Annotated in this window: 18 protein-coding genes and 1 pseudogene; 6 read left to right on the top strand and 13 right to left on the bottom strand. The window is 60.2% G+C overall.

Annotated features, from left to right (window positions below):
* Window positions 1-143: 143 nt before the first annotated feature.
* On the top strand, window positions 144-1,796 hold the full coding sequence (ushA, locus tag ACF8MC_RS08395; protein ID WP_060451904.1) for a bifunctional UDP-sugar hydrolase/5'-nucleotidase UshA: 1,653 nt from the start codon (window positions 144-146) through the stop codon (window positions 1,794-1,796).
* Window positions 1,797-1,905: 109 nt separating this feature from the next.
* Here ushA and ACF8MC_RS08390 read toward each other — a convergent pair whose 3' ends face one another.
* Window positions 1,906-2,673, bottom strand: a complete 768-nt coding sequence (locus ACF8MC_RS08390) for a helix-turn-helix domain-containing protein (protein WP_048321321.1) — start codon at window positions 2,671-2,673, stop codon at window positions 1,906-1,908.
* A gap of 99 nt (window positions 2,674-2,772) precedes the next feature.
* On the opposite strand from ACF8MC_RS08390, the gene ACF8MC_RS08385 reads away from it, so the two are divergent.
* Complete coding sequence (locus ACF8MC_RS08385; RefSeq protein WP_049213822.1) at window positions 2,773-3,936, top strand: multidrug effflux MFS transporter; 1,164 nt, start codon at window positions 2,773-2,775, stop codon at window positions 3,934-3,936.
* Between the two features lie 3 nt (window positions 3,937-3,939).
* Here the strand turns inward: ACF8MC_RS08385 and ACF8MC_RS08380 are convergent, their stop codons facing one another.
* The 6 genes from ACF8MC_RS08380 to ACF8MC_RS08355 form a co-directional block, all read right to left on the bottom strand.
* Window positions 3,940-4,773, bottom strand: a complete 834-nt coding sequence (locus tag ACF8MC_RS08380; protein WP_392423250.1) for a thioesterase II family protein — start codon at window positions 4,771-4,773, stop codon at window positions 3,940-3,942.
* Window positions 4,774-5,511, bottom strand: a complete 738-nt coding sequence (locus ACF8MC_RS08375; RefSeq protein WP_033647260.1) for a tryptophan 2,3-dioxygenase family protein — start codon at window positions 5,509-5,511, stop codon at window positions 4,774-4,776.
* Window positions 5,508-6,320: a cyclase family protein gene (locus ACF8MC_RS08370; protein WP_164105038.1), complete on the bottom strand. Its 813-nt coding sequence runs from the start codon at window positions 6,318-6,320 to the stop codon at window positions 5,508-5,510. The genes ACF8MC_RS08375 and ACF8MC_RS08370 overlap by 4 nt, the downstream gene beginning before the upstream one ends.
* A complete protein-coding gene (locus ACF8MC_RS08365) occupies window positions 6,307-12,015 on the bottom strand; it encodes a non-ribosomal peptide synthetase (RefSeq protein ID WP_164105037.1) in 5,709 nt (1,902 codons plus the stop codon). The genes ACF8MC_RS08370 and ACF8MC_RS08365 overlap by 14 nt, the downstream gene beginning before the upstream one ends.
* Before the next feature lie 69 nt (window positions 12,016-12,084).
* Complete coding sequence (locus tag ACF8MC_RS08360) at window positions 12,085-13,020, bottom strand: diiron oxygenase (protein WP_033647255.1); 936 nt, start codon at window positions 13,018-13,020, stop codon at window positions 12,085-12,087.
* 13 nt (window positions 13,021-13,033) lie between these two features.
* Complete coding sequence (locus ACF8MC_RS08355; RefSeq protein WP_071883774.1) at window positions 13,034-13,318, bottom strand: 2Fe-2S iron-sulfur cluster binding domain-containing protein; 285 nt, start codon at window positions 13,316-13,318, stop codon at window positions 13,034-13,036.
* A 354-nt stretch (window positions 13,319-13,672) separates the two neighbouring features.
* Here ACF8MC_RS08355 and dacB point away from each other — a divergent pair, with 354 nt between their 5' ends.
* On the top strand, window positions 13,673-15,139 hold the full coding sequence (gene dacB / locus ACF8MC_RS08350; protein WP_314235253.1) for a D-alanyl-D-alanine carboxypeptidase/D-alanyl-D-alanine-endopeptidase: 1,467 nt from the start codon (window positions 13,673-13,675) through the stop codon (window positions 15,137-15,139).
* A gap of 10 nt (window positions 15,140-15,149) precedes the next feature.
* Here dacB and ybaK read toward each other — a convergent pair whose 3' ends face one another.
* The 3 genes and pseudogenes from ybaK to copA all read right to left on the bottom strand — a co-directional run bounded on the left by ybaK (window position 15,150) and on the right by copA (window position 19,508).
* Complete coding sequence (gene ybaK / locus ACF8MC_RS08345; protein ID WP_164105035.1) at window positions 15,150-15,629, bottom strand: Cys-tRNA(Pro)/Cys-tRNA(Cys) deacylase YbaK; 480 nt, start codon at window positions 15,627-15,629, stop codon at window positions 15,150-15,152.
* A gap of 227 nt (window positions 15,630-15,856) precedes the next feature.
* On the bottom strand, window positions 15,857-16,663 hold the full coding sequence (locus tag ACF8MC_RS08340) for a TraB/GumN family protein (RefSeq protein WP_060418281.1): 807 nt from the start codon (window positions 16,661-16,663) through the stop codon (window positions 15,857-15,859).
* Between the two features lie 133 nt (window positions 16,664-16,796).
* A pseudogene (copA, locus tag ACF8MC_RS08335) lies at window positions 16,797-19,508 on the bottom strand (copper-exporting P-type ATPase CopA).
* A 108-nt stretch (window positions 19,509-19,616) separates the two neighbouring features.
* On the opposite strand from copA, the gene cueR reads away from it, so the two are divergent.
* Entirely contained in the window at window positions 19,617-20,018 is a 402-nt protein-coding gene (cueR, locus tag ACF8MC_RS08330; protein WP_033637368.1) for a Cu(I)-responsive transcriptional regulator, read from the top strand.
* Here cueR and ACF8MC_RS08325 read toward each other — a convergent pair.
* The 3 genes from ACF8MC_RS08325 to allS form a co-directional block, all read right to left on the bottom strand.
* Window positions 20,015-20,476 (bottom strand): NfeD family protein, encoded by a 462-nt coding sequence (locus tag ACF8MC_RS08325; RefSeq protein WP_033637369.1) that lies wholly within the window; start codon window positions 20,474-20,476, stop codon window positions 20,015-20,017. The genes cueR and ACF8MC_RS08325 overlap by 4 nt on opposite strands.
* Window positions 20,477-20,478: 2 nt before the next feature.
* A complete protein-coding gene (locus tag ACF8MC_RS08320; RefSeq protein ID WP_004940203.1) occupies window positions 20,479-21,384 on the bottom strand; it encodes an SPFH domain-containing protein in 906 nt (301 codons plus the stop codon).
* A gap of 72 nt (window positions 21,385-21,456) precedes the next feature.
* Window positions 21,457-22,371 carry an HTH-type transcriptional activator AllS gene (gene allS / locus ACF8MC_RS08315; RefSeq protein WP_033653232.1) on the bottom strand — a complete coding sequence of 305 codons (915 nt, stop codon included), beginning with the start codon at window positions 22,369-22,371 and terminating at the stop codon, window positions 21,457-21,459.
* Window positions 22,372-22,724: 353 nt separating this feature from the next.
* On the opposite strand from allS, the gene ACF8MC_RS08310 reads away from it, so the two are divergent.
* Window positions 22,725-23,210, top strand: coding sequence for an ureidoglycolate lyase (locus ACF8MC_RS08310; RefSeq protein ID WP_033653231.1), 486 nt, complete (start codon window positions 22,725-22,727; stop codon window positions 23,208-23,210).
* 70 nt (window positions 23,211-23,280) lie between these two features.
* Window positions 23,281-24,096: an HTH-type transcriptional repressor AllR gene (gene allR, locus ACF8MC_RS08305; RefSeq protein WP_164105034.1), complete on the top strand. Its 816-nt coding sequence runs from the start codon at window positions 23,281-23,283 to the stop codon at window positions 24,094-24,096.
* Window positions 24,097-24,160 lie beyond the last annotated feature (64 nt).

Here is a 24,160-nt window from a genome sequence, read left to right as displayed (position 1 = left end):
AAGACATCTTAGGCAGGGTGCGCAATTTTTACCATATCTGAAATAATCAGACTCACATCGCAAAAATTTGAAATCAGCTGTCATTGATTCGCGCTACAATTTCGCCCTCATCATAAAAGCCATTTAATACACGGAGATCCGCCATGCGTTTTTCGCTGAAAACCACCGCATGTGCGTTGGCCGTTTCCCTGACGTTGCTGTCGGGGGCCGCCAGTGCCTGGGAAAAGGATAAGACCTACGCCATCACCATTCTGCATACCAACGACCATCACGGTCACTTCTGGCAGAACGATCATGGCGAATACGGCCTGGGCGCGCAGAAAACGTTGGTGGACGGCATTCGTCAGGAAGTGGCGGCGCAGGGCGGCAGCCTGCTGTTGCTGTCCGGCGGCGATATCAACACCGGCGTGCCGGAATCGGATTTGCAGGACGCCGAGCCGGACTTCCGCGGCATGAACCTGGTGGGTTACGACGCGATGGCGATCGGCAACCACGAATTCGACAACCCGCTGAGCGTGCTGCGGCAGCAGGAAAAATGGGCGACCTTCCCGCTGCTGTCCGCCAATATCTATCAGAAAAGCACCGGCCAGCGCCTGTTCAAGCCTTACGCCTTGTTCGACAAGCAGGGCATCAAGATTGCCGTGATCGGCCTGACGACCGACGACACCGCCAAGATAGGCAACCCGGAGTACTTCACCGACATGGAGTTCCGCGTGCCGGCGCAGGAGGCGAAGCAGGTGGTGGAGCAACTGCGTAAGGACGAGAAGCCGGACGTGATTATCGCCGCCACCCATATGGGGCACTACGACAACGGCGAACACGGCTCGAACGCGCCGGGCGACGTGGAAATGGCGCGCAGCCTGCCGGCCGGGTATCTCGACATGATTGTCGGCGGCCACTCGCAGGATCCGGTGTGCATGGCCGGCGACAACCGCAAACAGGCAGATTACGTGCCGGGCACGCCGTGCTCGCCGGATCGCCAGAACGGCACCTGGATCGTGCAGGCGCACGAGTGGGGCAAATACGTGGGCCGCGCCGACTTCGAATTCCGCAACGGCGAGCTGAAACTGGTGCATTATCAGCTGATCCCGGTAAACCTGAAGAAGAAGGTGGAGAAGGCGGACGGCACCAGCGAGCGGGTGTTCTACACCAAGCAGATCGCGGAAGACCCGACCATGATGAAACTGCTGACGCCGTTCCAGGAGAAGGGCAAGGCGCAGTTGGGCGTGAAGATCGGCAGCGTTAACGGCAAGCTGGAGGGCGATCGCAGCAAGGTGCGCTTCGTGCAGACCAACCTGGCGCGGGTGATGCTGGCGGCGCAGAGGGAGCGCGCCGATGCCGACTTCGCGGTGATGAGCGGCGGCGGGGTGCGCGATTCGATTGAAAGCGGCGATATCACCTATAAGAACGTGCTCAAGGTACAGCCGTTCGGCAACACCCTGGTGCATGTCGATATGAAAGGCAGCGAGGTTGAGCAGTACCTGGCGGTGGTGGCCAACATGAAGCCGGATTCCGGCGCCTACGCCCAGTTCGCCAACGTCAGCCTGGTGGCGGACGGCAAGGGCGTCAGCGAGGTGAAGATCAACGGCCAGCCGCTGCAGGCGGATAAAACCTACCGCATGGCGACGCTGAACTTCAACGCGCTGGGCGGCGACGGCTATCCGAAGCTGGACGGGCTGCCGAGCTACGTCAACACCGGCTTTATCGACGCCGAGGTGTTGAAGCAGTACATCGAGAAACATTCACCGCTGGATGCGGCGGCCTACGAGCCGAAGGGCGAGATCGTCTATCGATAAGGGCGTAGCGGAACGGCGTTTCTCGCTTGTCGCGGGGGCGCCGTTCCCGCCGTCGCTTTTTTCCTCCCCATCAACGCATTCTGTCGGCGTTGCCGTTTTAGACGGCCTCTTACTTTCTTCTCTCCATATACGCCCTCGGCGGGCAGCCCACCATATTCTTGAAAAAAGTGGCGAAGGCGCTGTCGCTGGAAAACGCCAGCCGACCGGCGACGTCGGATTGGCTCAGCCCTGCGGCCAGCATCTCTATTGCTTTGATCAGGCGCCATTGCTGACGCCACTGTTGATAACTGAGGCCGGTTTCACGGCGGAAAATCCGGCTGATGGTTTTCTCGGAAGCGCCGCTGTAGCGCGATAGCTCGTGCAGCGGCGGAAGCATGTCCAGATTGGCCAGATGGCGCAGGCGCCGGTCGCTGGGCAGCGGCAGCAACGTCAGTTCGCGCGGCGCGGCGGCGATCTCGTCCAGGCAGACCGCCAGAATATTGGCGTGAGGCCCATGCTGCCAGTCGGTGTCGAATGCGGCGAACGCGATGCGTTCCAACACCTCGCGCAGCAGCGGCGAGGCTGTCAGTACGGCAAGCTGCGTAGGCAGACAGGCATAGCGATCGGCGTCGAGATAAAGCGAACGGTAACCGACTACGCCGTTGACCTGAACGCGGTGAGCCACTTGCGGCGGGATCCAGGCAACTCTGCCCGGCGGTAGCATACAGATGCTTTGGTTGAGCGTGATACGCATGCTGCCTTGCTGACAGAACAGCAACTGGCCTCTGTCATGCCAATGCGTGCCAGAGTCGTGCTGCGCCAGTTCGGCGGCGATCCCGAGCACGCCGTTGTCGAGCGTATCCGGATTAAAACTGTCCTGCGCCTGAAGCCACGCCATAGTATGTCCGATTTTGTAAATTTATTGTCTTTTATATTGTAATCGGCGCCGTGAGCAGATGCTACCTTGTGCAGCTTATTCTTGGCTACAGGATCTGTTATGCAACGTAAGCTGACTCTGACATTGGCGACGTCGATGATGATGTTTCCCCAGGTGGTGGAGACCATCTACAGCCCGGCATTGACGCACATTGCGCATGGTTTCCGGGTAAGTGCGGAAATGGCGGCGCAAACGCTCTCTTGCTACTTTTTCGCCTTTGCGCTGGGCGTGGTGGTTTGGGGGCGGATGTGCGACGTCATCGGACGCCGTCCCACCATTTTGGCCGGGCTGACGCTCTATCTGCTGGCTTCTATCGTCGCGCTGTTCAGCGGCAGCTTCAGCGTGCTGCTGGCGGCGCGGGTGCTGGCCGCCTTTGGCGCGGCGGTCGGTTCGGTCGGGACGCAAACGGCGATTCGCGATCGCTTCGACGGTTATGAGTTGGCGCGGGTGTTCTCGGTGATGGGGATCGCCATGGCGATCAGCCCGGCGGTTGGCGTATTGAGCGGCGCAGTGCTGACTCACTATTGGGGCTATCAGGGGGTGTTTGGCGGTTTGGCGCTGCTGGCGGCGCTGTTGCTGGGCTATGCCGGTTGGCAACTGCCGGAGACGCGTCCGCAACAGGTGGTGAGGCATTCATTTTTCGGCACGCTGGGGCGGATGATCAAGGACGGGGATATTTGGCTCAGTGCGCTGCTGGTGGCGTTGTTCAATATTTGCATGTTCAGCTATTACCAGCTGGCGCCATTCCACTTCGCGGCGTTGGAACTGCCGGCGCAGTGGTTCGGTTATACCGGTTTGGTGTTGGCGGCCGGGGTCGGTATCGGCGCGGCGATCAACAAGTTTTTGATCGGCAAACACTGGCTGTTCCCCGCGTTGCTGATGCTGGCCTGCGTTTTGTCACTGGCCGGCGGCCTGCTGGTACTGCTGCTGGAAGGGAGCTTGTGGTTCGTTCTGCCGATGATGCTGGTGGTGATGGCGTACGGCATCGCCATTCCCAATATTCTGGCGCGCGCGCTGCGGCATTATAAAGACTGCATGGGCACCGCCGGCGCGATCCTTGGCCTGATGTATTACCTGATGCTAGGCGGTGGCTTGGTGCTGGCCGGGCTGTCGCAGCACCTGGGCGCCGTGCTGTCGCTCTGCAGCCTGTGCGTGCTGCTGTTGGCGTGGCGGGTGGTGCACAACGAGCGCCGTTTGGCGTTGCCTGAGAGTGAAAACGCCTGAGTGTTACCGGCTGGCCGGTTCGCTCAGGCGGCCCGCCAGCAACTGGTGAACGCCGGCTATCACCGCCTCGCGCTGCGTGGTGATATACATATGTCCGCCGGCAAAAGTGCGCTGCTGAAAATCGCCTTGCGCGATCCGGCGCCAGTCGAGCAAATCCTGCCGATCGATCAACTCGTCGTTTTCACCATAGAACATCGCCAGCGGGGCGTGGTAACCCGGTTGCGCAGGGAAAAGCAATTGGCTGGACAGCAACAGATCGGCACGGATCAGCGGCAGATAGTAATCGACCAGCGCGCTGTCGCCGATGAGAGACTCATCCAGGCCCTCGCCGGCACAAAGCGCATTCAGCAAAGCGGCACGAGGCATCCTCAGCAACTGGCTGTGGCGCGCAAGAAAGGGCGATGAACTGGCGGAAATGATCAACTGCAGCGGCGGTTGGGGCAGCGCCATCGCTAACGCCAGCGCAACCCGTCCGCCAAGACTGTGGCCGAAAAAGATCAGCGGTTTATCCTGCAGTGGCTGCAGTGCCGGTATCAGTTGATTGATGAGCGATTGGGGTTGGCAGAGCGGCGCTTCGTGCGCCCGCTCCTCTCGACCGGGGTATTGCACGGCATAGAGTTCGATGTCCTGATGCAACGTGGGGCTCCATCGCTGAAAGGCAGTGGCTCCGGCGCCGGCGTGGGGAAAAGCGATCAGCCGCAGGCTGCCCTGGCGACCCGGCGTCAGCGGTTTCAGGCCGAGGGGGGCGTTGGGGAAGTGGGTGCAATGCATGGCGAAAATCCGTATTTTCAGGGGTGCCAAGGAAGCCTGAGCTTCCTTGGCGTTAAGGGAATGCACTCAGTTGATGGCGTTCCACAATTCATCGAAGATCGGCGTGAACAGCGTAGATTTAAGATAGTCCGAACCCGATGAACCGCCGGTACCTTTCCGCTGCCCGATCGTACGCTCCACCAGTTTCACATGGCGGTAACGCCACTCTTGCAGCAGTGAATCCAAATCAAGCAGTTGGTTGAGCAGCAGCGATTCGCAGCCTGAACGCGTCAGCGATTGCCTGATGATGTCGTCGAAGCCTTGCGCCGCCTGATTGGGCTGGTCATTGAGACGCATCAGGTGGCCGCGTATCGCCTGCCATAGGGAAACCGGTTGGATAATAGCCGCCAATCGGCGCTGTGCCTCTTCATCACCTTGATACTGTTGTAGTTTCTTTGGGTTTTCCTTGCCGAGCAGCGCTTCTATGCCGGCAAACTGGTAGGATTGGAAACCGCTGGCGGTGCCGAGATAGCTGCGAAAACGCTGGAATTCATGAAACTTCAGCGTGCAAATCACGGCGATCTGATTCACCACGGTTTGGGTAATGGCATTGACGCGCGTCATCGTTTCGATCGCCGCCGGTATATCTCCTTCTTCGATCAGCGCAATCGCCAGATGAAGCTCATCGATCAACTGCTTGAACCAGAGCTCGTAGGTTTGATGAGTGATGATAAACAAGTTTTCATTGCGGTGTTCCGCAGACGGCGAGGCTGGCTGTTGCAGTGACAGCAGCTGGTTTAGCTGCAGATAGCTGGCGTAATTCATGATGTCACTTTCCCTGTAGAAAACGAAAATAGGACGGGCCGACTGGGAAGGGCATCCCCGCTCAGATCCGGCAGTTGAATGGTCAGAAAATAGTGTCCCGCCGCGGCGTGCGCGGGAACCTGAATCAGCTCGGTCACGGAGGCGTATTTGCGCCCGGAGTGCGGCCTGTCGGGGGCATCAAGCCCCCAAAAACGGCGATGGTTGTCCATGCGTCCGCCGTCGTATAGCCGGTCGATCGACGGAATATCCACCAACAGATGCTGGACGCCGAGTTCGACGATGCGCGCCAGAGCTTGATGGCTGAAGTAGGGCGCATAGGCTGCGGCGCGGAAATCGCTCGGCGTCTCGACCGCTATCACCAAAGCCTGCAGGTAGTCGCCCGACAACGGCGCCAGCGCGTCATCGAGCGCCGCCTGGGTAATCAGCCAATCTTCAGAGGCAGCGCTGGCGTTATAGCTCTCCGTGGTCCCGTCCGCGCGTTGCGGCCTGACGCGAATCAGGGTGGCGGCGATGAACGGTTCAAGCGGCAAATCCGCCACGTTGTGCGTTTCAGCAAGAATATGGCCGATGCATTCGGTGTGCGTGCCGTGGCAGTGTGGCACCAGGCTGATACGCTCGGCGTTGCAGACCCCGCCATGACGCACGCTGGCGACGGTATCGCCGTAACTCAGCGGCGCCGAATCGGCGGGGGCCACGCCATAAAGGTTGGTCGGGTTATCGGTGAAGTCCAGCCTGGCCGAGAGCCGCAGCGGCTCTCGGTAGTCAAGGTGATGACAACGTCCATGGTGGTACACCTCAATGCGTTTCATCGGCGACCCCGGCAGTTTTGCTCAAGGCCAGCGCGGTGAGTTCGCGGATCTGGCTGTGCATGATGAATTCGCGGATAGTCAGCGAGACGCCCATCTGTTGACGAATGGCGTGCAGCAGTTGCGGGATCTGCAGTGAATTTCCACCCAGGCTGAAGAAGCTGTCGCAGACGCTGATCTGCGTCTGCGACAAGACTTGTTGCCAGATATGCTGCATGGCGCTTTCCGCCTCGTTGGCCGCAGGCGTGTAGTCCGCTTCGGAAGCCGAGTAGCGGGTTTCCGGCGCCGGTAGCCGACGAATGTCGATTTTATTGTTGTTGGTGAGCGGGAAGGCCGACAGCACCACAAAACCGGACGGGATCATGATATTCGGCAAGCGAGCTTTCAGCGCCGTGCGCACCGCTTTTTCATTCAGCTCCTCTCCCGGCGTTAACTGCAGGTAGCTGACGATGCGGGCCTGCTGGCCTTCATCGACAATTAAGCTGAGCGACCGCTCGATATTGTCGAGAGAGGATAAACTGAGATCGATTTCGCTCAATTCGATGCGGTGGCCGCGAATTTTGACCTGGTGATCGTTCCGGCCGAGGTATTCCAGCTGCCCCTGACGATTAAACCGCACAATGTCGCCGGTGCGGTACATATAGCGCTCGGTGCCGAACGCCTGGCGCCGTAGAAAGACCTTATCGCTCAGCGTCGGGTTGCGCCAATACCCCGGTGATACCCCTGCGCCGCCCAGCCATAGCTCACCAAATGCGCCGCTTGGCATCGGGTTGCCGGCCTGATCCATGACCAGAACGTCAGTCGACTGTATCGGCGTGCCGATACAGTCGCTCGCGCCTTCGTGAGTCAGATCGGCGCAGGTCGACCAGATGGTGGTTTCCGTCGGGCCATACACCTGCAGCACCCGTGTCGCGATGCGTCGCAATTGCGTCAACAAGGCCGCCGGCATCTTCTCGCCGCCGCACAGCACGGTCAGGGGGCGCTGGCCCGCCGCCGGCAGATGGTGGACGATGGTGCTCCAGACGGTAGGTGTCGCTTGAATCACGCTGGGCTGCTGTCGCTCGATAAAGTGATACAACTTGACCGGATCCATGGCGGTTTCTCGTGGACACAGCGTGACGTGCGCGCCGCCGGCCAGCGAGCAGAACAGTTCCAACCCAAAAATATCGAAACTGATGCTGGTCAGGCTGAGCACCTTATCGCTCGCGCTCAGCGCCAGCCGCCCGACGAAGTCGTGGGTGAAATTGTTCAGGTTGCCGTGGGTGATCATCACGCCTTTGGGGTTACCGGTTGAGCCTGAGGTGTACATGATGTAGGCCAGCGTATCGTCGGCTGGGATCGGCAATGTGTCGGCCGCTGCAGGTTGAGAAACCAGCGAGTCGAAACCGACGGCGGGACTGGCCCAACGTTGTTCTGGCTCACCATCGGTCACCAGCAACCGGGCTTGCGCGTTCTCGATCATGTAGCTCACGCGGTCGGCCGGGTAGTGTACGTCAATCGGCACGTAGTGTTTGCCGGCTCTCAGCACGCCGAGCAGGAGTACGGCGACGTGGCAACTTTTCTCCATCATGACGCCGACCGAAAAAGGCTTGCTGTCGATGCGCTGCAATGCATGCGCGATGCGTTCAGACTGTGCCCACAGCTGACGGTAGCTGTACTGTTGCCGTTCGCAGCTGACGGCGAGGCTGTCAGGCTGGGTTTGTGCCAAGCGATCAATTTGCACCAGCAGCGAGTCACCTGAACCTGCGTCCGAGCTGACGGCCAACTGTTGCAGCCAATGTTGTTCCCGTTCGCATAGCGGGTTGAGGGCACGCTGCGCCGTGTTGGCCGGCAGGGTGAGCAGTTGCCGCAGCGTTTGCTGATAGTTGTCCAACAGCATCTGCATGCTGGCGGGATAAAACAGTTCGCTGGCGTAATCGAGTTCGATGGCGACGGCGTCCTGTTCCACACTAAAGTTCCAGGTCATATCGAACATCGAGAAGCCGGACGAAAGCGGCAAGCGATGCAGCGTGCAATCGTGCAGGTTTTGTTGGCATACGTCGCCGGCGTTCTGCAGGATCGCCATGATTTGGAATAACGGATTTTTGTTCGACATCCGCTCGTATTCGATCTGGTGCAAGATCCGGTCGAACGAGAGCTGCTGATGCTGATAGGCGCCGATACAGGTTTCCATCATGTTACCGATCAGCTCGGCCAGGGTGTCCTGTTCGCTCAGTTGGATACGCAGCGGTACGGTATTGACATGGAAGCCGCTGACCTGCGCCTGATCCAGGTTGTCCCGCGCTGCAATGGCGGTGCCGATGACGATATCCTGCTGCTGGGTATAACGGCTGAGCAGTAAACTTAATGCCGCGCAGAGCAAGGCGAAAGGCGTGGCGCCCAGCGCTTTGCCCCGTGACGCCAGCAGACCGGCCACGTCGGGCTGCAGCTGATAATGGATGCGTTCTCCGGCATGTGTCGGCATTAGCGGGCGTGGTTTATCCAGCGGGAAGTCCAGTTCGCGGCAGCCTTGCAGTTGCTGTTGCCAGTAAGCGACATCCGCCGGCGCAGGTGGTGCGATGCCGCTGTTGACGATGTCAATGGTTTGGATCTGCGGTTGCGGCGCGTCAAACCCATTGTGATCGTCGAGCTCGTTATAGCGCTGCCACAGATCGTTAAGGATCAGCTGTTCGCTCCAGGCGTCGGTAATTATGTTGTGTTTTACCCAAATCAAAACATGGTGCTGCTGATGATACTGTACCAGCCGAAGCACCAGCGGCGGCCGAGCGGTGATGTCGAAAGGCGTGGCACACAGTTGGCGCACCCACTTCTCTGCCGACAGCGTTTGGCCTTCCACCCAGTGGTCGGCAAGACGAATCGGGGTATGCGGTTCTGCCAACTGATAGGCGACACCGTCGGTTTCGGCGAAGCGAGTGCGCAGGCTTTCATGTTTTTCATAGATAAAATTGATCGCCTGTTCAAAGCGCGCCAGATCGAGCGAGCCCTGGATGTCTATCGCCAGCGGCAGGTTGTAACTGCAGTCGTCAGGATTCAATGCGCTCAGGTACCAGAGCAGGTTCTGCTGAGGGCTGAGCGGCGCGCGGCGTTCGTCGCAGATCGCGATGGCGCGCTCCGCGGCAACGGCCTTATTCTCGATATATTCGGCCAGTTTGCGTACCGTATTATGGCGGAACAGATCGGCGATGCTCAGGTGGCAGCAAAGATCGCGTGCGACGAGCGCGACGATTTTGCTCATTGTCAGCGAGTGTGCGCCCAGGTTGATGAACTCCTGTGTGACGTCGGCTTGCGGACAGCCGATGGCGTTGGCCACGATGCGCTCGAGAATGGCCTCAGTTTCTGTTTCCGGTGGCGTCAGGCGCTCATTTCGTTCATCCAGCGGCCAGTTTTCCAACTGTTGACGGGCGATCTTGCCATTGATGGTCAGCGGCAGCGCCGGCAAGAAAATAAAGACGCTGGGGATCGCGGCGGGGTGGAGCTGTGTGACCAACGCGTGACGCAGCGCGTCGATCGTCAGCTCAGGCGAAGCGGGTTGTACGAAGGCGGCGAGAATTTTGCCCGAGGGCTGGCTGCGAGCCACCACGCAGGCGCTTTCAACCAGGGGGTGACTGCGGACGGCGCTTTCCACTTCACCCATTTCGATGCGTACACCGCGTATCTTCACCTGGTGATCACGGCGGCCGACGAAAATAATGTTGCCCTGTTCGTCCCATTTGGCGATGTCACCGGTTTGATAAAGGCGCTCTTCGGCCGCCATATACGGTAGCCGACAGGTAATGAACTTCTCTGCGCTCAGCGCCTCTTGATGCAGGTAACCGTGCGCCAGGCCGCTGCCGGCGATGCACAGTTCGCCCTCAAAACCGACCGGCAGTGGATTGTGGTGGGGATCAAGGATGTGACAACGGTAGTTTTTCAGCGGTTTGCCAATGCAGTTCCAGGGAACGCCTGGACGATACTCGCACAGCGAAGTGGCAATGGAAGCCTCGGTCGGCCCGTAACCGTTGCACAATCGGGTGCGCTCGGCCCACCAGGTGACGACGTCCGCTGGCGGTGCGTCTCCCATGACGATCATTGTCCGCAGTCCCGGCCACATCTTGCGGGGCAACAATTCCAGAATTGCCGGTGTAATAGTGATATGGCCGATATCGTGTCGAGTCAGATAATCGTGCAGCGCGCCGACATCGGTATGCAGCTCCGAGGGCGCCAGATAAAGCGTCGCACCGCTGACCAACGCGCCATAGACGTCCCAGCCGAAGGCGTCGAAACCCAGCGAGGCGATGGCCAGCACGCGACTGCCTTGCGCCAGGCCAATGAAATCGCGGTGGTTTTGCGCCACGTTGCTCAGGCCCTCACGCCCTATCATGACGCCTTTGGGCTTGCCGGTCGTCCCGGAGGTATAGCAGACGTAGGCCAGTGCGTCTCGCGATTGAGGGAGTTGCTCCGCATGGATGTTCAGCGAACGGTAGTCAATGCTTGATGGCGCAATGCACGGCGCGTCGCCGGAGTGCAACGGCGAGTCGGCCAAAATCAGCGCAGGCTGCACGTCGTCAAGAATGCTTTGATTGCGCGCCGCTGGCGCCTGCGGATCGAGCAGTACATAGGTTTTATTGCTTTTCAGTATCCCCAACAGCACGATCAGCAGCGTCGCTGACTTGTCCATCGAGACGGCGACGACCGAGCTGGCGGCCCCGCTGTGTTCAAGCAGCCAACAGGCAAACTGATCCGAGGCGCGATCGATCTCGCCATAGCTGTATATCTGGCCATCGGCATGCAGCGCGGCCTGTTGCGGATGAGCGGCGGCGGCGTGGCGGAACAAAGCGATGACGTCGTGCGCCAGCAGCTTGGCATCGTCGGTTGCGTTGAATTGGCTCAGGCGATGCAACGTTTGAGGTTGAGTAACAATGGGCGCGGCGACGGGATCGGCCGGATCTGCCAATAGCGCGTCAAGATAGTCGGTGAACGCGTTGAAACGCATGTCGTCGCCATACAGGGTAAGCTGAGTGCCGTCACCGCAAGCCGCTACGTCGACCATCGCTCGTGGCTGGGCATAGCGCCCCTGTTTGAGCGCGCCGGTTTCATTAAAGAAGAAATGTTGCAGCTGTGCGGGGGACGTGATGTCCGCCACCGGCAGCGTATGGAAGTCGGCGCCGGGTTGCCAGGTGAGATGGCAGAGATCGCTGCCGCAACGCCCCTGCATCTGATCGCCAAGGCGTTCCATCAGCAATGCGGTCAACTCGCGCATGCGCGTCGGTGATTCGGCATAGTATTTACGCGCCAAACGGTAGGGAGTGTCTTGCGCGTGCGGTAAGCCGCCACGCGAAAGCTCGACCACAATGTCGACAAGCTTTTCCTGCAGCAGGGGAAGTTGGGCGCCTGCGGCCATATCGGACAGCGCGTCGCACAGATAAGCGGTTTGGCCGGCGGAGCTAAAGTACAGAGAAAAGTGTTCTTGGTTTTGCAGGGTATCAATGTCGCTAATATTTTTTTTATTGGTTACGATCGTCAGCAGATTTTTTCCCTGCTGTTGCAGCCGTCGTATTGTTTCAGCGTTATTTTCAGTGGTGATAATAAGATCGAATTTTTCGATTGGACGGCGTTCGAGACTGATAAAACTAACCTGATGGCCGTATTCCTGGATTTCGTCTGTTAATAATTTACCGCAGGCACTGTCGCCGAAATAGCCAATATGAAGTAATTCCATTTTTGCTTCCTGAGAATAATGATTTCCCTTGCGGAATATCAAAGGGTGCTGACTTTTTATGCCGGTTAATTAGATTTTTGCATGCAGCGCATCGGCGATAGGCAAATCGGCCAGAATGCCTGATTTATTCAGTGCCACCAGCATTTGTTCCGTGACGATATTATTGGTTTCCCACGGTTTAACATGCGTTGCTGGATAAGTATCTGCGATGATGTCGATAATTTCCGCTTCGGCCAGACCGAGTTGGCGCAACATGCAGGCGCTGAAATCTTTGGCGATAGCGTCGGTTGCGTAGCCTTCCAGGAAAGCCAAAATCGGTTGTTGCAACGCTTGCTTGGTCGCCGCGTCGCTGTGGCGCCAGATATGGCTTAGCACCTGCTGTGAGAAGCGGGCATGGCGGCCTTCATCCGCAACGTGATCTTTCATCACCAGATAGAAGGTCGGGAAAATATCTTCGTTGTTGATCACATCGATAAGATCGGTCGTCAGCGCCTGCTCCGACAGAGACACGCACACCAGTCGCAGCAGTTCGCGCAGCCGTTCGTCCCCCATTGCCAACGATTGCGCCAGGGCATAGGAAGCCTCGGTGTCTTTTGGCATCGGCAGCGGCGCAATGGACGTCATCTGCTCTACCTGATTGATCAGATCCAGCGCCACCAGGGCGTGATAGGACTCATCCACGACCACGGTCAGCGCGTCTAAGCGCATTTCAAGCGGAAAGTCTACGCCGACCGCGTTTTTGTAGAGCTTGTAACTGGAATCATTGATGATATCCAACTCGATGTTGGCGATGCCATTCAGGTAGTGGTAGAGGGTTTGCACCTGAATATAGCGCAATGCTTGTTCACCGAGCGCGGCAACGCGCGGATGGAGGCACAGCGGCAGACGTTCCAAGGGGAAGAAAAGGGTTGATTGGCTGTCCTGTTCGTTGAGAAGGCGACGAGGACGGGAGCGGACAATCGCGGCGCGATCCCATTTTTTCAACGTGGTTTCAATGAGGCTCATCGGTTAATCCTTATTAATAGAGTTCTATTTCAATATCCGATTGTGAATAGGCACAGCAGGCTAGAATAATATTCTCTTCTAACTCCTCTTCGCATAAGGCACTCTGTTTTTCATGGCGTATATTTCCGCTGATTAGAAGTAATTTGCAACAGCCGCACCTCCCCTTTCGGCATAGGTTGGGGATGTCGATATTTAATCTTTCAAAGTTTTCAAGCAGCGACGTTTCAGGACAAAAGTCACCGATGCCCGCGCCATCAAAAATAACATGATGACCATCGGGCCCTGTTTTTGCAGACATGGCGTGTTATTCCCTATGGAAGTCAGTGAGTGAGATCACATTTTAAAATTCATATAAGTAAATTGTTATTAATAATAGGTTGTGGGTTTTAATGGGGAGTAACGATAGCTTTGGCTTTGTATATTGTCAACACGACACATTAAAAACATTAACATTATATTAAAGGTTGTTTCACATAATATAGTTCATATTCAAACTTTATTGCCTGGATTGTTTAGCAATTCTTATTATTGTTTGTTTTATAATATCAACAGGCAAAAATCTTTGTTCAGCGAATGGAAAACAGGACGTCGCCGCCTTCTAATGATAGCCTGAGCGGCAATTTGGTTTTGATAACGCAAGCAGGAAGATGACATGTTGAAAACCGCAGGCTGGCTGCTGCCCGCCATCCTGGCGCTGGCGGGGTGTTCGTCATCCGGCCAACGTCATGAGCAAACGCTTAGCCAGGCGCTGACGGCCCTCGGCCAGGACAAGGCGCTGATTGGGGCGTCGAGCGGCGTGATGGTGCGCGACGCCGAGAGCGGCACCGTGCTGTATCAGGCGCAGGCGGAGCAGCGTTTGGCGCCGGCTTCCAACATGAAGATGTTCACGTCTCTGGCGGCGTTCGGCGTGCTGGGGGCGGATTACCGGTTTGAAACCCGGCTGCTGACCACCGGCGAGCAGCGCGGCGACACCTTGCGGGGGGATCTCTATCTGCAGGGCAGCGGCGATCCGACGCTGCACCCGGACGATCTCGACACCTTTGCCGCCACGCTGGCGCAGCGCGGCATTCGCCATATCCATGGGCGGCTGATCCTGGACGCCAGCGCGTTCGATCAAACGCCATTCGGCTCCGGCTGGAGCTGGGACGATGAACCCTTCGCCTTCGCCGCGCCGATCTCGGCGCTGAACTACGCCTTTACCCCCGGCGGCGATATCAACGTGGTGCAGGTGGACGTGCAGCCGGGCGCCCGCGCCGGTGCGCCAGGGCGGGTGAGTTTCTATCCCGCCAATGACGCGGTGACGCTGGTCAACCGCACCACCACCGGCGGTGACACCGCACTGACGTTCGATCGCCAGCCGGGCAGCAACCGAATCGTGGTCAGCGGCACCGTCGCCGCGCAGGCGGAGGCCAGCTCACGCTTGATTACCGTCGATCAGCCCGCCCGTGTGGTTGGCGCCTTATTGCAAAATGCCCTGCGCGCGCACGGCATCACGCTGCGCGGCAATGCTGAAGAAGGCGTGACCCCTGCGGGTGCCCGGCTGCTGGCGGAAAAAACCTCGCCGCCGCTCTCCCGATTGGCCGTCACCTTCCTGAAAGTGTCCAACAATGGTTACGGCGAGGTATTGACCAAAGCGATGGGCCGCAAGACGCAGGGCAAGGGGGACTGGGCCGCCGGCCTGCAGGCGATCGGCCGGTTTGTGCAAAGCCAGGGCATCGAGGCCGGCGCGTACCGCCAGGTGGACGGTTCCGGGCTGTCGCGCATGAACCAGATCACGCCGCAGCAGCTGACGACGCTGCTGCTGGCGGCCAGAAAACAGCCGTGGTTCGCCGACTGGTATAACGCCTTGCCCATCGCGGGCCAGCCGGGGCTGCTGGTGGGCGGCACGCTGCGGAGCCGCATGGTGAAAAGCGCGGCTGCCGGCCGCGCCCACGCCAAGAGCGGTTCCATGACCGGGGTATCGTCGCTCAGCGGCTATGTCGACTCGGCGACCGGGCGGCCGCTGGCGTTCGCTATCATCAGCAACAACTACCTGGTGCCCGGCGCAGAGGTGAAAGCGCTGGAGGATCGCCTGGTCGAGACGCTGGCGGCCTGTGACGCCACGGTGGTGTGCCGCTGAGAAGGCGGCGTCAGTCGCGCTTGGCGATGTCGGCGAAGCTGCCGGCCAGCAGGCGGCACAGATCGGCGGCGGCCAGTTCGATGTCCAGCCCGCGTTTGCCGCCGGAAACGTAGATGGTGGCGAACGCTTGCGCCGGGCTGTCGATCACCGTCGGCAGCCGTTTTTTCTGCCCCAGCGGGCTGATGCCGCCCACCAGATACCCGGTGACGCGCTGGGCCAGCTGCGGATCGGCCATCTCGGCCTTTTTGGCGCCGAGCGCGCGGGCGACCTTTTTCAGATCCAACTGGGTGGCGACCGGCGTGACCGCCACCGCCAGATGTTTGGCGTCGCCGTTCAGCGCCACCAGCAGCGTTTTGTAAACCCGATCGGCATCCAGCCCCAGCTTTCTCACCGCTTCGTGGCCGAAGTTGGTTTCGTCGCTGTCGTGGTGATACGGATGAAGGGTAAAGGCGACCTTTTGTTTCTCAAGCAGAACGACTGCGGGCGTCATGATGTGTTGTCCAGAATGTCCCTGTAGGGGAAGGGTGATAACCAGTCTTAAAAATACAAAAATCCAACCTGTACGGCAACCTGAGCGGCTGTTACATAAAGCGGGTTGCCAAGATATTCACCGGGTTGCTACCCTGTTTGCTGTAACCGTTAACACGGTTGCTATGCGTATAACTAGAATACAAGAAATTCCTCTTTGACTGGCCAATAGCGATATTGGCCTCTTTTTTAGCCCTGTGGCTGCAGCATCGCCGGCAGGTTATCCTCGCCGTACAGGTGCAATGCGCCAACCGCCACCACATAGTCACCCGCCGGCAGCGCCTCCAACTGATGCCGCCAGTCGCGATTGCGCTGATGCATCAGCACATCGTACAGCCCGGCGCTGAAGGTGGCGGGCAGGGTGTCCAGCGTGCCGCGCGGCTTGGCGTCCAGCCACCAGCTCACCATGGTTTGCAGCAGCCGCGCGTTGGTGTGCCAGTGCTCCAGCGTATCGCGCAGCAGCGCGATGCCGCCTTCCGGCAGCTGTTCCAGCATCGCCAACTGCTGCTGTGCCCCTTCCAGCTCGATCACCGGTTTGTCATGCGCGCGGGCGGCCTGCAGCAGCTGATAGTCCACGCCGTACTCCGCCCGTAGCCCCAGACGCTGAGCCTGGCGCGCCTGCATCATCAGCGCCACCTGCCAGCCGGGCAGGGTGGCGAAGGCGTGCGGATCGGCGCCCAGCTCGTGGCAAAGCGCCAGCAGCCGTTGATATTCTTCGGCGGACAGGCGCTGTTCCAGCGCCGGCTGCTGTTCTGCGTGGTCAAAAGGGGAGGCGGAATCGGTGATATCGGCCTCGACGATCAGCGCGTCGGCCTGCTGCAGCCGGGCGGCCAGCCGCGCCGGCAGCGGCGACATATCGACGGTGCCCATATGGATGCTGCCCACCAGATGCAGCCGACGATCGCCCGGCAGAGTGATGTCCAGCGCCGGATAAGCGTATCGTTTGGGCGAGATCAGGCCGAGGAAGGCGGCGAGGCGGCGTAACAGTTGACCCATACGGCGTGGCTCCTGAATAACGGGTGCGCGTTTCAGCATGAAAGGCGAGGAAAAATCGTCATTCATGCTAAACGCTATCCGCCGCGCAGGAAAGCCCGGAAAACGGCGGGGCGCCATGACGGCGCCCCTGAGATCACTTCCTGGGTTTAAAACGCAGCAGCCGGTTGGCGTTGCTGACCACGGTAATCGACGACAGCGCCATCGCCGCGCCCGCCACCACCGGGCTGAGCAGCGCGCCGGTCAGCGGGTAGAGCACGCCGGCGGCGATCGGGATGCCCAGCGTATTGTAGATAAAGGCGCCGAACAGGTTCTGCTTCATGTTGCGCAGCGTGGCCTTCGACAGTTCCACCGCATCCGCCACGCCGTGCAGGCTGTGGCGCATCAGGGTGATGGCGGCGGTCTCGATGGCGATGTCGCTGCCGCCGCCCATCGCGATGCCCACGTCGGCCTGCGCCAGCGCCGGGGCGTCGTTGATGCCGTCGCCGACCATCGCCACACGTTGGCCCTGCGCCTGCAGCTGCTTGATCGCCGCCGCTTTGCCGTCCGGCAGCACCCCGGCAATCACCCGATCGATACCGGCCTCTTTGGCGATGGCGTTGGCGGTCACCGGATTGTCGCCGGTCAGCATCACCAGCTGATACCCCTGCTGGTGCAGGCGCTGCAGCGCCGCGACGCTGTCCTCGCGCAGCGGATCGCGAATGGCGAACAGCGCGGCCGGTTTACCGTCAACGGCCAGCAGCACCGGCGTCACGCCGCGTTCGGCCTGGTCGCGCATCGGCGCTTCCAGTTCGGCGGTCGCGACCTGATGCTGCTCCAGCAGCGCGGCGTTGCCCAGCAGCAACTGCACGCCGTCGATCTCCCCGCTGACGCCGGCGCCTCGCAGGGTGCGGAACTGCGCTACCTGCGGCAGCGTTTGCCCGGCGGCGCGTTCCATGATGGCGCGCGCCAGCGGGTGATTGGAGCCTTGCTCCAGCGCGGCGGCCCAGCCGATCGCCTGCCGTTCGCTGACCTGATTGAAGGTCAGGATCTCCACCACCTGCGGCTTCCCTTCGGTCAGGGTGCCGGTTTTGTCGAACACCAGGGTGTCCAGCTGGCTGGCCTGCTGCAGGGCGTCGGCGTCGCGTACCAGCACGCCAAACTCCGCCGCGCGGCCCACGCCGGAGATGATCGACATCGGCGTCGCCAATCCCAATGCGCACGGGCAGGCGATGATCAGCACCGTGGTGGCGATCACCAGCGTGTAGACCAGCTGCGGCTGCGGGCCGAAGAAGTACCATATCGCCGCGCTGAACAGGGCGATCGCCACCACCGCCGGCACGAACACCGCCGAGACGCGATCGGCCAGTTAGCCAATCGCCGGTTTACTGCTCTGCGCCTGGCGCACCAGTTTGATGATGCGCGCCAGCGTAGTTTGGCTGCCGATGGCGGCGGCGCGGAACAGCACGCTGCCGTCGTCGACCACCGTCCCGGCATGCACCGTATCGCCGGGGCCTTTCTGCTGCGGCACCGCTTCGCCGGTCAGCATCGCTTCATCGAGCCAGACTTCGCCCTGCACGATTTCACCGTCGACCGGCACGCGATCGCCGGTGGTCAGCCGCAGCGTCATGCCGAGCTGCACCTCCGCCAGCGGGATATCGCGCTCGCCGTCGTCGGTCACCAGCCGTGCGGTAGGCGGCGTCAGATCCAGCAGCCGCTCCAGCGCCTGCGAAGAACGCTGGCGAGCACGCTGCTCCAGCGCATGGCCGAGGTTGATCAAACCGATGATCATCGCGCTGGCCTCGTAATAGAGGTGGCGCGCCTCCATCGGGAAGAAATCGGGCCAGATGTTGACGGCGATCGAATAGAGCCAGGCGGCGCCGGTGCCGAGCGCCACCAGGGTATCCATGGTGGCGCTGCCGTTCATCAGCGCGCGCCAGGCGTTGCGGTAGAAGTGCCCGCCGGCGAACACCATCACCGCCAGGGTGATGACGCCGACCAGCAGCCAGGGGCGCTGGGTTTCCGGCGTCAGCGTCATGCTGCCGCCGAACAGCCCCCAGGCCATCAGCGGGATACCCAACGCCAGACCCAGCGCCGCCTGCCAGCTAAAGCGCTTCATGTTGGCGCGTGCGGTCTGCTGTTGGCGCTCGCGGCGTTCGGTCTCGTCCTGAATCATTTCGGCGCCGTAGCCGGCTTTTTCCACCGCCGCCACCAGCGCCTGCGCATCGGCGGCGCCGGTCACCAGCGCGCTGCGCTCCGCCAGGTTGACGCGCGCGTGTTCTACGCCGGGAACGCTTTGCAGCGCCTGCTGCACTTTATTGACGCAGCTGGCGCAGGTCATGCCGCTGAGCAGCAGCTGTACGCTGTCGTCCGCGCCGTCGGTTGCCGGAAGGGGAGATTGCGCCGCTGGCTGAACGTCCGGCAACGAAGGTGTTGCGTCAGTCAACGGCTCAGTTTTTGGGGCGGCGGCGCCCGCTACGCCGGCGTGATAACCGGCATCTTCCACCGCGGCGATCAGCGCCTGCGGATCGGCATCGCCGTACACTTTCGCGCTGTTGATAGCGACGTCGGCGGCGAACACGCCCGGCACCGCTTCCAGCGCTTTGCGGGTAGTGCCGACGCAGTGCATGCAGCTCAGGCCGCTCAGCTGCAGTTCGGTATCGGCGCGCGGCGCGACTTCGGCCTGATAACCGGCGGCGATCACGCTGTCGATCAGCGCGCTGTCCGGTGCGTCGCCGGTCACTTTGGCGTAATGCACGTTAACGTCCGCCTGTTCGACATCGCTGCGGCTTTCCAGGGCTTTTTTCACCCGCTGCGCGCAGTTCATGCAGGACAGCCCCTGCAATGCCAGCATAGTGGTGTGTGACATGATTGAACTCCTTGCTTAAAAGGCGGTGTTTAAAGGTTGACCGCCGGACCTGTTTTCACTAAGAATGGAGCTTAAACCTTCCAGCAAGGGTAAGGTCAAGGAGGGAAAATGAATATTAGCGACGTCGCGAAAAAAACCGGGTTAACCAGCAAAACGATTCGTTTTTACGAAGAGAAAGCGCTGATTACCGCCCCGATCCGCAGCGATAACGGTTACCGCCATTATTCCGCCAGGCACGTTGAAGAGCTGACGCTGCTGCGCCAGGCGCGGCAGGTAGGCTTCAACCTGGACGAGTGCCGCGAGCTGGTGGCGTTGTTCAACGATCCGGCCCGCCACAGCGCCGACGTGAAGGCGCGCACGCTGCAGAAGGTGGCGGAGATCGACAGGCACATCAGCGAACTGGGCGAAATGCGCCAGCGCCTGGTGACGCTGGCCGACCAATGCCCGGGCGACGAGGGGGCGGAGTGCCCCATCATCAACAACCTGGCAGGATGCTGTCGTTCAAATTAGCGGCCGATGGCGCGGATCACCAGCGTGACGCCTTCCACCGCCACCACTTCCACTTCGGTGCCGGCGGGCAGATCTTCTGCCGCCTGCGCGCGCCAGCTGCTGTCGCCGATATTGATGCGCCCCATACCGTTGTGCATCGGCTCCGTCAGCGTGGCGCGGGTGCCGATCAACTGGCGGTTGCGCTGGTTGAGCACCGGCGAACCGCCGGATGCGGCCGCCGGGCGCCGGCGCAGCCAGTACCACCACAGATAGGCGACGACGACGGTCAGGACGGCGAAGATCATGCCCTGCCACGCCCAGGAAAGCGGCGGCAGCAGCCAGATCAGCACGCCGACCAACAGCGCCGCCACGCCGCTCCACAGCAGGTAGCCGCCGGCGCCGAGCATTTCCGCCGCCAGCAACACGCCCCCGAGGGAAAGCCAAAACCACAGCGGATTCGCCGCGATCAGTTCGAGCATGATTATTTGCCTTTGCTTTCTTTCAGCAGTTCGGTAATGCCGCCGATCGAGCCGAGCAGGCTGCTGGCGTCCAGCGGCATCATCACCACTTTGCTGTTGTTGGAGGAACCGATCTTCTGCAGCGCGTCGGTGTATTTCTGCGCCACGAAGTAGTTCACCGCCTGAATGTTGCCGCTGGCGATGGCGTCGGACACCAGCTGGGTAGCGCGCGCCTCGGCCTCAGCGGCGCGTTCACGCGCTTCCGCCTGCAGGAATGCCGACTGGCGTTCGCCCTCGGCCTTCAGGATCTGCGACTGTTTCTCCCCTTCGGCGCGCAGAATGGCCGCCTGACGCACCCCTTCCGCCTCCAGGATGTCGGCGCGTTTGGTCCGTTCGGCCTTCATCTGGGCGTTCATCGAGGCGATCAGTTCCGCCGGCGGCCGCACGTCGCGGATCTCGATACGGGTGATTTTCACCCCCCACGGATTGGTCGCTTCATCGACGATGTGCAGCAGGCGGCTGTTGATGCTGTCGCGCTGCGACAGCATTTCGTCCAGCTCCATCGAGCCGAGCACGGTGCGGAAGTTGGTCATGGTCAGGTTGACGATCGCCTGTTCGAGGTTGCTGACCTCGTAGGCGGCGCGGGCCGGATCGACCACCTGGATAAAGCACACCGCGTCGATGGCGACGTTGGCGTTATCGCGGGAAATCACCTCCTGCGAGGGAATGTCCAGTACCTGTTCCATCATGTTGATTTTACGGCCGATGCGGTCCATGAACGGCACCACCAGGTTCAGGCCCGGCATCAGCGTTTTGGTGTAGCGGCCGAAGCGTTCTACCGTCCATTGGAACCCCTGCGGCACAATTTTGACGCCGGCGAACACCACAATCAGCGCGACGACGATCACGATGGGGATAAAAGTAAGCATGCAAACCTCCTGTCAGACATATGTAAACAGATATTACGTCAGCGCCGGAAAAATGCCTACCGATACCGCGACTTAATCCAGAGCGCCGATCAAACCCGCGATCAGCGGATCCCGCGTCTGGAACAGGTTGATAAGGGTGCGCACTGCTTCGCCGCCGCGAGCATCGGACCAGGCCAGCGACAGGGGAGAAGACTGGCGCGGGTATTTGAGCTGTTTGGCCACCAACTCGCCGCTCTCCAGATAAGTTTGGCACAGCCGGCGCGGAAGGAAACCGATCCCGAGACCGCGCAGATGGCACTCCAGCTTGGTGCGCAGATCCGGCACCTTGATTTCCTGCTGGCCCGACAGCAGCCAGGCGGTGCGCTTGGCCAAATGGCGTGCGGTATCTTCGACGTTGATCGCGGCGTAAGGGCGCAGCTGCGTTTCGTTCAGCGGATCGGCGGCGGCGGCCAGCGGGTGCGTCGGCGCGATAGCGAACACCCACTCTATTTTGCCCAGCGGCAGCACCTTGATGCTGTTTTCCAGCGATTCGTTGCCCGCCGCGCCGATCGCCAGATGGCAATCCTCATTCAGCAACGCGTCCCACACGCCCATGTACACCTGGCGGGAAATGTGGAATTGGGTGAACGGGTATTTGTCGTGCAGGTGAGTTAACAGCCCGGCTACGGCGGCGGCGTCGTACAGCAGGTTGTTGATCACGATGTTCACCTGATGCTCTACGCCGTCGTTGATTTGCCGCAGCTCGCCCGGCATGGCGTCCAGCCAGGTGTGCCACTGGCGGCAGCGTTCCAGCAAATACTCTCCGGCCGGCGTCAGGTTGACGGTGCGGGTGGTGCGGATAAACAGCTGCGTGCCGATGCTCTCTTCCAGCGTTTTGATGCGGTAGCTGATGGTGGCGGTGGTTTTGTGCAGCAGCTCCGCCGCGCGGGAGAAACTTTGGCACTCGGCAACCTTGATAAACGAACGAATGGTTTCGTGATCCAGCATGAGGGGTCCTTGGCTGACACCGCCTTTTCGGTTATCGGTGAGAAGAATCTACTGATGTTGCGGCGCGATAGGCAGCGGCAAAGCGCAACCCCACGATCCCGGTCACAGAATCACCCGATAGCGATGGATATGCGCCGCTCCATTTTGCCCGATGATGAATCAGGTGGTTTTTTAATTCATTGATTTAAGGCAACTAATATTACTCTTCGATCATAAAGTGTGCTGGCGATCTTGTTGTGGAAAAATTTTCCAAAAAAATACTGTCAAATTCACCACGCGCTGTCTAGAGTGAAGGCGTTGGGTGAAATATCGCCGTTCAATCGTCGTCTGGGTCATGCGCTTGGGAGAATCACATGGATTTAGTCATCGAAGAATTAACGCCGGCGGCCTTTGCGCCTTATGGCGATGTATTGCAGATAGAGGGCTCGCGTTTCTTTCATATCAATGACGGAAAAACCGAGCGTTATCACGATCTCGCCAGGATAGAGGTGTCCGACGGCAACCGGGTGCTGGCCAGCATCAACCGGGCGGAACCCTGCGATCTGCCGATGACCTTTTCCCTGTTGGAAAAGCATCCGCTCTCGTCGCAGGCCTTTGTGCCGATGAACGGCGAACGCTTCGTGGTGATCGTCGCCGAACCAGGCGAAACCATCCCCGTCGGCACCCTGCGCGCCTTTATCACCAACGGCAAACAGGGGATCAACTATCATCGCAATGTCTGGCACCACCCGCTGTTCGCCTATGCGAAGGTCACCGACTTTTTCACCATCGACCGCGCGGGCGCCGACAACTGCGTGGTCAGCCGCTTGCCGGAGCCGTATCGCATAGTTTTGGCATAGCGCTGGCCGCACGCCGCGCTGGGCGTTTATCATAGCGTCACCCATGCCGTCACTGACAAAGGAAGCTTGAATGACCGAATTACGCAGGAAAGGACGACCCGCCACCGAAGCCGGCACCACCAAAGGAGCGCAGGCGTTGGATCGCGGGCTGGAGATCCTCCAGTACCTGGCCAACGCCGGGGGGAGTTCGTCGGTTTCCGTGCTGTCCGAAAAGCTGGAGCTGCCGCTTTCCACCACCTTCAGATTGTTGAAAGTGCTGGAGAAATCGGAATTCGTCTTTCAGGATCCACAGCTGGGCTGGTGGCATATCGGCATTCAGTCGTTCACCGTCGGTTCCGCTTACATGAACGATCGCGACGTGGTATCGGTGGCCGGGCCGTTCATGCGCCGGCTGATGCTGCTGTCCGGCGAGACCGCCAACCTGGCGATCCGCAACAATTTCGACGCGGTGCTGATTCGCCAATGCGAGTGCCAGGCGATGGTGCGCATGTGCGCGCCGCTGGGCAGCCGTTTGCCGCTGCACGCCTCGGGCGCCGGCAAGGCGCTGCTGTACCCGCTGGCGGAAGAGGAGATGCTGGATTTGATCGTGCGTTCGGGGCTGCAATCCTATACGCCGAAGACGCTGACCAGCGTGAACCTGCTGCGCAAGGATCTGCATCAGTCGCTGGAACAGGGCTACACCATCGACGATGAAGAGCACGCGCTCGGCCTGAACTGCCTGGCTTCGGCGATTTTCGATCGCAACAACAACGTGATCGCCGCCATCTCCATCTCCGGGCCCAGTTCGCGGGTCGGCAAGGAGCGGTTCAAGGAGCTGGGCGAACTGGTGGGTGAAGTGGCCAGAGACATCAGCGCCGCGCTGGGCGAATCGCGCAGCAAGGCGTAAACGTCGCGCGCCGGGCTGAACCGGCGCGGAGCAAGACTCCCCGTTTGATGAGCAAACGGGTTTT

The organism is Serratia sp. LACPHL-BACT-2024-00286 (assembly GCF_043109535.1).
GTDB lineage: Bacteria > Pseudomonadota > Gammaproteobacteria > Enterobacterales > Enterobacteriaceae > Serratia > Serratia sarumanii.
The sequence above is the reverse complement of the archived record's forward strand: the minus strand, read 5'-3'. Positions and strand labels throughout refer to the sequence as shown.